The 9,948-nt window shown below is 44.2% G+C and carries 5 protein-coding genes and 12 tRNA genes; all 17 read right to left on the reverse strand.

The genetic code is table 11. The features are described 5' to 3' along the window. Positions 1–23 precede the first annotated feature (23 nt). Positions 24–2,429 carry a glycogen/starch/alpha-glucan phosphorylase gene (locus tag KYJ26_RS23715; protein ID WP_219170581.1) on the reverse strand — a complete coding sequence of 802 codons (2,406 nt, stop codon included), beginning with the start codon at positions 2,427–2,429 and terminating at the stop codon, positions 24–26. Next, positions 2,419–3,864, reverse strand: coding sequence for a glycogen synthase GlgA (gene glgA / locus KYJ26_RS23720; protein ID WP_219170583.1), 1,446 nt, complete (start codon positions 3,862–3,864; stop codon positions 2,419–2,421). Before glgA ends, KYJ26_RS23715 begins: the two co-directional genes overlap by 11 nt. Next, positions 3,861–4,889, reverse strand: coding sequence for a GlgC family sugar phosphate nucleotidyltransferase (locus KYJ26_RS23725; protein ID WP_219170585.1), 1,029 nt, complete (start codon positions 4,887–4,889; stop codon positions 3,861–3,863). The genes glgA and KYJ26_RS23725 overlap by 4 nt, the downstream gene beginning before the upstream one ends. 42 nt (positions 4,890–4,931) lie before the next feature. Continuing rightward, on the reverse strand, positions 4,932–6,089 hold the full coding sequence (locus KYJ26_RS23730; RefSeq protein WP_257475218.1) for a glucose-1-phosphate adenylyltransferase: 1,158 nt from the start codon (positions 6,087–6,089) through the stop codon (positions 4,932–4,934). A 16-nt stretch (positions 6,090–6,105) separates the two neighbouring features. Next, positions 6,106–7,956, reverse strand: a complete 1,851-nt coding sequence (glgB, locus tag KYJ26_RS23735) for a 1,4-alpha-glucan branching enzyme (protein ID WP_257475219.1) — start codon at positions 7,954–7,956, stop codon at positions 6,106–6,108. 618 nt (positions 7,957–8,574) lie between these two features. Further along, positions 8,575–8,646: transfer RNA gene (locus KYJ26_RS23740), tRNA-Glu, on the reverse strand. Between the two features lie 4 nt (positions 8,647–8,650). After that, positions 8,651–8,741, reverse strand: a tRNA-Ser gene (locus tag KYJ26_RS23745). 8 nt (positions 8,742–8,749) lie between these two features. Continuing rightward, a tRNA-Asn gene (locus tag KYJ26_RS23750) sits at positions 8,750–8,824 on the reverse strand. A gap of 9 nt (positions 8,825–8,833) precedes the next feature. After that, a tRNA-Ile gene (locus KYJ26_RS23755) sits at positions 8,834–8,910 on the reverse strand. Positions 8,911–8,924: 14 nt separating this feature from the next. Next, positions 8,925–8,998, reverse strand: a tRNA-Gly gene (locus tag KYJ26_RS23760). 10 nt (positions 8,999–9,008) lie between these two features. Then, positions 9,009–9,082, reverse strand: a tRNA-Cys gene (locus tag KYJ26_RS23765). 2 nt (positions 9,083–9,084) lie between these two features. Further along, positions 9,085–9,159, reverse strand: a tRNA-Gln gene (locus tag KYJ26_RS23770). An 8-nt stretch (positions 9,160–9,167) separates the two neighbouring features. Next, positions 9,168–9,240 (reverse strand) — tRNA-His (locus tag KYJ26_RS23775). A 17-nt stretch (positions 9,241–9,257) separates the two neighbouring features. Then, positions 9,258–9,331, reverse strand: a tRNA-Trp gene (locus KYJ26_RS23780). A gap of 121 nt (positions 9,332–9,452) precedes the next feature. Beyond that, positions 9,453–9,536 (reverse strand) — tRNA-Tyr (locus KYJ26_RS23785). Positions 9,537–9,572: 36 nt separating this feature from the next. Then, positions 9,573–9,648, reverse strand: a tRNA-Phe gene (locus tag KYJ26_RS23790). Between the two features lie 46 nt (positions 9,649–9,694). Continuing rightward, a tRNA-Asp gene (locus tag KYJ26_RS23795) sits at positions 9,695–9,771 on the reverse strand. Positions 9,772–9,948: the final 177 nt, after the last annotated feature.

The following is a 9,948-nucleotide window of genomic DNA, read 5'->3' on the forward strand; positions in this document are numbered from 1 at the left end:
GATCACTTTCCCAGACGTTTTTTTTATTTGGTCAAACTTCCCTGTGCAATGCCCCAAATATCCTTCGCGTATTGCTCAATGGTACGGTCACTCGAGAAGTAGCCGGAATTGGCAATATTCTGAAGACACATCCGGGACCAATGTTCCTTGTTTTCGTAAGCCTTTCCGGCCTGCTCATGAACCCTTACGTAGGAATCGAAATCCCGGAGGACAAAGAATTGATCGTTCTCCGTCAATAACGAATCATAAATGGTTTCGAAATGATCACCTGCATCCGGCAGGGTATCATCGATCAATTGGTTCAACACCTTTTTGATCCTTGTATCATAGTGGAAGTACTCCATGGCATAATAGCCGCCATGATGCTGGTATTTCATTACTTCCTCCGCGGTCAAGCCGAATATGAAGATGTTATCATTCCCGACTTGTTCCAGGATCTCGATATTGGCTCCATCCAGGGTTCCAAGGGTCAGTGCGCCGTTCATCATGAACTTCATATTCCCTGTACCGGACGCTTCTTTACTGGCCGTTGAAATCTGCTCGGACAAGTCAGCCGCCGGAATGATTTCTTCCGCCAGGGACACGCGGTAATTTTCAAGGAATACAACTTTGATGCGCCCTTTCACCAGTGGATGATCATTGACGAGATCAGCAACAGAGTGGATCAATTTTATGATTTTCTTAGCATAAAAGTAACCCGGTGACGCCTTTGCCCCGAAGATGAACGTCCGAGGATGGAAATCAAACGCCGGGTCCTCGACACAGCGATTATACAAATGGAGAATGTGCAACACATTCATCAGTTGACGTTTATAGGCATGAAGCCGCTTCACCTGGATGTCAAAGATAGAAGAAGGATCCACTACGATCCCATTGCTTTCAAAGATCCGTTCGGCAAGCTTCAATTTATTCTCCTGCTTTACATCATACAAGTCCTTCAGGAAAGCTGTATCGTGATGATACTCCTTCAGCTTCACAAGCTTCGAAGGATCTTTAATCCACTCATCCCCGATCGATGATGTAATCAGGTTCGCCAAGGATGGATTACTATTCAGGAGCCACCTTCTATGAGTAATTCCATTCGTTTTGCTATTAAATTTATCCGGATAATATTGATAGAATAAGTTCATTTCCCTTTGCTTCAAAATTTCCGTGTGGATCTTTGCGACCCCATTCACACTGAAGCTTCCTACGATCGCCAGATGAGCCATTTTGACTTCATCATGAGAGATGATCGCCATATCCTCTATTCTTTTCCATTCACCAGGATACTCTTTCCATAATTCCCTGCAGAACCGCTCATTGATTTCATTGACAATCATATGGATGCGGGGAAGGAGGGGCTGGAATATCCGGATCGGCCATCTTTCCAAAGCTTCTGATAGAGTTGTGTGATTCGTGTAAGCAAATGTGTTCGTCGTGATTTCCCAGGCTTCTTCCCAATCAAATGAATATTCATCCAGAAGCACTCTCATCAGTTCCGGTATGGCAAGAACCGGGTGGGTATCGTTGATATGAATGGATATATGTTCATGCAGCTCCTTCAGGTCCCCGTTCCGATATAAATAGGAGTCCAGAATCGAGCGGATGCTTGCGGATACCAGGAAATACTGCTGCTTCAGGCGCAGAATCTTACCTTCTTCATGGGTATCGTCAGGATAAAGAAATTCAGTAATGGCTTCCGTATCACGTTTATATTTCATCATATCCTTACCTGCTTTATAAGCAGCAGGCTCGGCACTCCACAGACGAAGTGTATTAACAGTGGACGTTTCATACCCCACAACTGGCATATCATAAGGGACGGCAGCTACCACTTCTGCATCGACATGGCGAAACCGTAAGACGTCCTTTTCCGTATACGACTCCACTTTCCCCCAGAAAGGCACCTCCACTGTCAGGTCCGACTTTCGGACCTCCCATACGTGACCGTGACGCAGCCATTGTTCAGGAAGCTCCATCTGAAAGCCGTTTACGATCTTTTGTTCGAATAACCCATGCTTGTATCGGATTCCATATCCGTGCCCGGGTAAATTCAGGGAAGCCAGTGAATCCAGGAAACAGGCGGCCAAGCGGCCAAGACCACCGTTCCCAAGACCGGCATCGTGCTCGACATCTTCCATATCGGCAAGGTCGATACCAAGATCCTGGAGTCCTTTTTCCACGATATCGTAAATCCCTAAATTCATCAGATTCTGACGAAGCAGGCGCCCGAGAAGGAATTCAATGGATAAATAATATACCTGCTTTTGTTTATTGAAACGGTACTGCTCGTTCGTATGGATCCAGTTCATCGAGATATATTCCCGGACCAGGTGACCCAATGTGAAGAACTGATCCTGACTGGTCGACTCAGGAAATGTCTTTCCATACATCATCTCAAGCTTCTTTAGAAACATCTCTTTAAATTCTATCGGATCAGAAAACATGACTTTCACTCCTTGATACCAGGTCAGCATATAGTTGATTATATTTAAAGGCCGATTGAGCCCAACTATAATCTTTATTCATTGCGGTTCGTACAATATGATTCCATGTTTCCGGATCTTCGTAGAAATAGGTCAGGGCCCTTCTATAGGTATAGAGCATGTCGTGAGCATTAAAGTTCCTGAATGAGAAGCCGTTGCCAGTCTTCGTTTCTTCATTGTAGGATTGAACCGTATCATTTAATCCACCGGTTTCACGGACAAGCGGCAGGGCACCATATCTCATCGCAATCAGTTGCCCGAGGCCACAAGGTTCAAACTTGGAAGGCATCAGGAACAAATCACTGGCGGAATAGATCTCCTTGGCCAGCTCCTCATTAAAGCCGATCTGAACCCTCACTTTATCGGGATACGTCCATTCCATCTCCCTGAAGAATTGCTCAAATTCCCAATCACCCGTTCCCAACAGTACGAATTGAACATTTTCCTGCATCATTTCATGAAAGACGCCCCTGACAAGTTCGAGCCCCTTCTGGTTTGTAAGCCTTGAGATGATGGACACAAGAGGAATCCCTTCGTTCTCCTCCAGCCCCAGACTTTTTTGCAGATGACGCTTCGCCTGCTTCTTCCCATGAAGATTGCCGCTGAAGTATGGAAACTCTCCCTCATCAGGGTTGTACACTTCATCATCGATCCCATTGACGATGCCCAATAGTTGGTTGTATCGCTGACCCAGGATATTATGTAGCTTTTCCCCATAGTAAGGCGTAAGGATTTCCTCTTTATATGTCGGACTCACCGTTGTGACAAAATCCGAAGAAATGAGAGCGGCTTTCATGAAATTGATATTTCCATAAAACTCTAGATATTCATGATGAAAATACTTATCGGGTATACCTAATAAATCCGTCATCACCTGTTTAGGGTAAATCCCTTGAAATTGCAGATTGTGAATGGTGAACACACTGCGGATAAATGCATAACCCGGTCTCTCCTGATACTCGCTTCGAAGTAAGAACGGAACCATTCCTGTGTGCCAATCATGACAGTGAATCACATCAGGGAAGTAATCAAGGACAGCGATGCTTTCCAGTACAGCCCTGGTAAAATAAGCAAAGCGCTCCCCGTCATCAAAGTATCCATACAGCCGGTCCCTGTTAAAATAATATTCATTGTCGACAAAATAATACGTTACGCCATTTTCTGTGTACTCTTCAATGCCACAATATTGATTGCGCCACCCGACTGATACGAAAAATTCTTTCTTCCGCTTCATTTTAGAATGGAACTCATGAGGGATCCCGCCGTATTTGGGCAGGATCACCCTGACATCGGTTCCTAAGCTTCTTAACTCCTTAGGCAGAGCACCTGCCACGTCAGCCAGGCCTCCGGATTTAATGAATGGGACACACTCCGATACGACAAATAACACTTTCACGAATTCATCAGCGCTCCTTGAATCATCCCTTTGCGAATGACAATTGGATTGTTTGGATCTCCGATAAGCTTGACGCCATCCTCTACTCGCACATCTTTATCCAAGATCACATTCTCTAGTACACAGTTATCTCCAATTTGGCTCTTCTGCATAATGATGCTGCCTGATATCTTCGTGTTTTTTCCAACCTTCACGGCTCTGAACATCGTAGAATTATTTACTTGGCCTTCAATGTAACATCCATTGGCGATGATACTATTCTTCACGCTTGCCAATGACGTGTAGCGTGTCGGCGGTTCATCCTTCACCTTCGTATAGATAGGCATTTCCTTCTTGAACAGCTCTTTCCAGTATGATAGATTCATCAGCTTCATGCTGGCATCATAGTATTCTTCAATGGAATCAATCTTCTGAACAAATCCATCATGTTCATAACCGCATATCTTAAAACCGCTGTCCATGTCCTCTACGACATCCTGCATGCAGGTGTAGCCCGTTTCACGGCGCTTAGCGATCAAATCTATGAGCATAGTCGTTTTGACTAAGTACATGTCTAGAGAGTTGCCATTGTGTCTCATTTCCGTGATATCACAACCTATACGGATATGACGTTCGAGTACGGGTTGATAATCGATATTACATAACGTAAAGCAATTGCTGATCAGTGCATATTCCTGTGTACTGCGTTTAAAATAGTCCATATGATGGGCAAAGTGGTTAAAGGAACCCACCCCTTCCTCATTCGCTTCCAGTCCCGGTGCAGGAAAGAAAAACAAGCCGTCCCGTTTCCGGTTCAGATCCCAGTTCTTTCCCGATCCCAGATGATCCATCAGGGATCTGTATTGAAACTTCGGAAAAATGGCAACGGAACCGATATCGGAATTCACCATATTGGAAAGGACAAAATCAATCAGACGGTATCTACCTGCAATCGGAAGTGCGGCTAATGAGCGATGCAACAATAAATCCTCCAACGAATCATAGTAACTCGTAGCATCAATAACACCAAGCATTGTATTTTTCAAAACACTTCTCCTCCTCTAATGTTGTAATGTTGGTCTTGAATCTTACACTCTTTCTTGTTCCAGCAGTGTTTCAATGAATGATTCCGTCACGAGGATGACTTCATCGGATCCCTCTTCCGGCATGATGCACAGCCCGCTCGGTACTTTCACATCCGAAGGCACGATCGCTTGCTCGATATACGCGTTCTCTCCAATGACTGCATCCGGCATAATGACTGATCGGTTGACGTGCGCCCCTTTTTTCACTGTCGTGCCCTGGAAGAGTACTGACTTCTGAATCGTTCCTTCAATCGTGCATCCCTCATTCACAAGTGATCCTTCTACAAGGGCGTCACCTGCAATATATTGAGGCGGCTCGTTCGGATTAACGGAATACACCCTCCAATCATGATCAAACAGGTTCAATTCATTTTTCTCGTCGATCAGATCCATATTCGCTTCCCACAAGCTCTTGACCGTACCGACATCCTTCCAATAGCCCTCGAATGGGTATGCCATCAATTTCTTCTTCTCATCAAGCAGGAGCGGGATGACATCCTTTCCAAAGTCATGGCTGGAATCAGGATTGCGTTCATCCATCTCGAGATAATCCTTCAGCACGGAATAGTTGAAAATATAGATACCCATCGAAGCAAGATTACTCTTAGGGAAAGGCGGCTTTTCTTCAAACTCTGTGACTCTCATCTCTTCGTTCGTATTCATCAGCCCGAAACGGCTCGCTTCGTCCCATCCCACTTCAATGACTGAGATCGATACGTCTGCTTTTTTCTCGATATGATAATCAAGCATTTTACTATAGTCCATCTTGTAAATATGATCACCAGACAGGATCAGAACGTACTCAGGATCATATTGCTCGAGATAATTCATATTTTGATAGATGGCGCTTGCCGTCCCTGTATACCAGCGCATTTCAGAGGATTCAGCATATGGTGGCAGCACGGTCACACCACCGTTTTTACGGTCAAGATCCCACGCACTCCCAATTCCAATATAAGAATTCAATACAAGTGGCTGATATTGGGTAAGGACCCCTACCGTATCGATACCTGAATTCGTACAGTTGCTCAGTGTAAAATCAATGATACGGTATTTCCCTCCAAATGGTACGGCGGGTTTCGCCAGACTTTTCGTCAATGAACTTAATCTGCTCCCCTTTCCACCTGCTAATAACATGGCCACACATCTACCTTTTGCCATCACTTTCTCTCCCCTTTCAATCGATTGGTTTTAAATAAACGGCTGCATACGGTGGAATCGTCATTTCCACATATCCTTCTCTTCCATGGTACATTTCATTGTGTACGGTAAGCGGCTCGGGGTTGACCTGGTGTGAACCACCAAATCGCTCATCATCACTATTCCAAATCTCTTCATAAGAAGAAACCTTATTTACTCCCACCTTATACCGGTGATACACATGTGGACTAAAATTGCAGATCACCACCAGATGCTCCTCTTTTTCAATCCCATAACGGATAAAGGAAAAAATCTGCTGTTCAGCATTATTCACATCCACCCACTCGAAGCCCTCTGAACGATGATCCATCTGGAATAATGGTTCAGCACCTTTATATAAATGCATGAGCTCTTTAAAATATGAATTGAATTTGTGATGATATTCGTAATCCAGTAAATGCCAATCTAATTCCTCAAGATCTTTCCACTCTGAAAACGGGGCAAGCTCACTTCCCATGAACAGAAGCTTTTTCCCCGGATGAGCCATCATATAGCTCAGGAGCAAACGATATTGTGCGAATTTCTGCCAGTAATCCCCCGGCATTTTGTTCAATAGTGACTTCTTCCCATGTACCACCTCATCATGTGAAAAAGGAAGTACATAGTTCTCTGAATAGGCATATAACAAAGAAAATGTTATGAGCGAATGTACATGCCTTCGTTCAGTCGTATCGGTTTCCATATATTTAAGGACGTCATTCATCCATCCCATATTCCACTTATAATTAAATCCAAGACCCCCATAATGAACAGGAGATGTCACCTGTGGCCAGTCCGTAGAATCCTCTGCAATCATCAAAATTGAAGAATCGTATTCAAACACAGCCTTATTCAAGTTTCTCAAGAACTGTATGGCACCTTCATTGGGAGCCATCTGTCCCTGATTTGCCCAATAAATGATATTTGCCACTGCATCGATCCGGAAGCCATCGATATGATACTTATCCATCCAGAAACGGGCATTGGAAATAAGGAAGCTTCTCACTTCACCTTTCCCTAAATCAAAATTCGCCGTTCCCCACGTATAATTCTCGCGATCCCTTTCCTGACTATATTCATAGGCAAACGAACCATCAAACTCATATAATCCATGTGAATCCTTACAAAAATGTCCAGGGACCCAATCCAAAATGACGCCGATATTGTGTAAATGACATTCATTCACAAATGCCATCAACTCATGTGGCGAGCCATACCTGCTGGTCGGTGAATAATACCCCGTCCCCTGATATCCCCAGGACCGGTCAAAAGGATGCTCCGTGACTGGCAGCAGTTCTATATGAGTGAAACCCTGCTCTTTCACATGAGGGATCAACTGTTCCGCCAATTCCTTGTAAGAAAGGAACTTTCCCGATTTCTTCTTCCATGTGCCCAAATGCACTTCATAAATCGACATAGGCTTGTCGTAGATCGTGTTAGCTGAACGATCCTCAATCCACTTCTCATCTTCCCAGGAAAATCCATCCAGCTCATACACGATGCTTGCCGTATGAGGGCGCTGTTCAGAGGCAAATCCATAAGGATCCGCCTTCAGTTTCTTTGAACCTGATGGTGTGGTGATTTCATACTTATACGTTTCGTTCGATAAATCCTTATCCACACGAATCGTCCACAAACCTTCCCTATTTCTTCTTTTCAGGTCATACCCACTCCCGTTCCACTGATTAAAGGATCCCACCAATGAAACATGCCTTGCTTTCGGTGCCCAAACGCAAAATTCTGTATAGGTCCCTGTCGAATCCCTTCTAACATGGGAACCCATAAACTGATAGGCCTGCTGTAAATTACCCTCATGAAACAAAAAAACATCATAATCTGTTATGGTCATTGCGTTCATCATCTCACCTACATTTTTTCAATCTACTTAACTATTTTCTAACAAGAACACTAAAATCCTCCTTATAATCGTCGCTCAATTACGACAATTTACTACATCCATAGATGAATAAATAGCTTATTTGGGAATTTATTCAAAATGATAAGGTTTACATTGTAAAAACATAGGGGAATCATGAAGAATTCATAGCGGAATTTGTCGAATTTTTTTTAATAATAGTTAATGAATTTTGCAAAAAATACAGAAGGATTACGGGATTTTGTATGGTTCATGGCTGGCTGCGAAAGGGGATGGTGATGTCGAATGGAGGTGTTAAAGATGGATATCTGATTTTGGATTTCTTTTAATCTGTTCTTATGAATGGAAAATGAAAATGAAGAGAAAAGTACAGAAGTTGATAATAAAATGGGGTAAGTCGATAATAAACTGCTCAAGGTCAATAATAAAGTAGAGAAAGCGATAACACAGTCACCCGTAAGGAAAAGACTTATCAATATAAAACCTGCCATGATGATCCCGTTCTCGCTCCATATTCAAAGATATCTCTTCAAATAGACTACTTAATTTAATACCAAAAAAAGACTATCAACAATGATAGTCTTTTCATAATGACCCATACGGGATTCGAACCCGTGTTACCGCCGTGAAAGGGCGGTGTCTTAACCGCTTGACCAATGGGCCTTAATGGCGGAGAAGGAGGGATTTGAACCCTCGCGCCAGTTGCCCGACCTACACCCTTAGCAGGGGCGCCTCTTCAGCCACTTGAGTACTTCTCCATATAAATTGGCTCCGCAGGCAAGATTCGAACTTGCGACCGATCGGTTAACAGCCGATAGCTCTACCACTGAGCTACTGCGGAATAATAGAATGGTGGGCCTAAGTGGACTCGAACCACCGACCTCACGCTTATCAGGCGTGCGCTCTAACCAGCTGAGCTATAGGCCCATATAAGAAATAATTGGAGCGGGTGAAGGGAATCGAACCCTCATCATCAGCTTGGAAGGCTGAGGTTTTACCACTAAACTACACCCGCATGAATACTTTGGAGGCGGCAACCGGATTTGAACCGGTGATAAAGGTTTTGCAGACCTCTGCCTTACCACTTGGCTATGCCGCCGTTGGCTGGGCTAGCTGGATTCGAACCAACGCATGTCGCAGTCAAAGTGCGATGCCTTACCGCTTGGCTATAGCCCAATATAAAGGGCGACTGATGGGAATCGAACCCACGAATGCCTGAACCACAATCAGGTGCGTTAACCACTTCGCCACAATCGCCATGCTTGAGATTTCTTTGGCAGGGGTAGTAGGAATCGAACCCACACCAAAGGTTTTGGAGACCTTCGTTCTACCGTTAAACTATACCCCTATGATGAAAGATATTAGTTCCACAAGAATCTCATGCTAATAAATTGGAGTATATTGCTCCGCTTCGCTACGCGTGAATTAAGGAGGATTATTTTACTCCGCTCACGCTGCGTAAAAAATCTTGGTGGAGGGGGGCAGATTCGAACTGCCGAACCCGAAGGAGCGGATTTACAGTCCGCCGCGTTTAGCCACTTCGCTACCCCTCCAAATAAAATAAATACTTAAAGGTTCTTAAGTATAAATGGTGGCTCAGGACGGAATCGAACCGCCGACACATGGATTTTCAGTCCATTGCTCTACCAACTGAGCTACTGAGCCATATTATATAGAAGATTAAATTTTCAAATGACCATCAAAAGATAAATGGCGGTCCGGACGGGACTCGAACCCGCGACCTCCTGCGTGACAGGCAGGCATTCTAACCAACTGAACTACCGGACCAAAGCTTTTTGCGTTAGCAAAATAGGTTTCCTTACCTTACTCTGGCAAAAATAACTATCCTTGCGTTACTCATAAAAGATAATCTCTTACTGATAACAAGCAAAAATGGTATTGCGGGGACAGGATTTGAACCTGCGACCTTCGGGTTATGAGCCCGACGAGCTACCGAACTGCTCC

The organism is Rossellomorea orangium, from assembly GCF_019334305.1.
Classification (GTDB): Bacteria; Bacillota; Bacilli; order Bacillales; family Bacillaceae_B; genus Rossellomorea.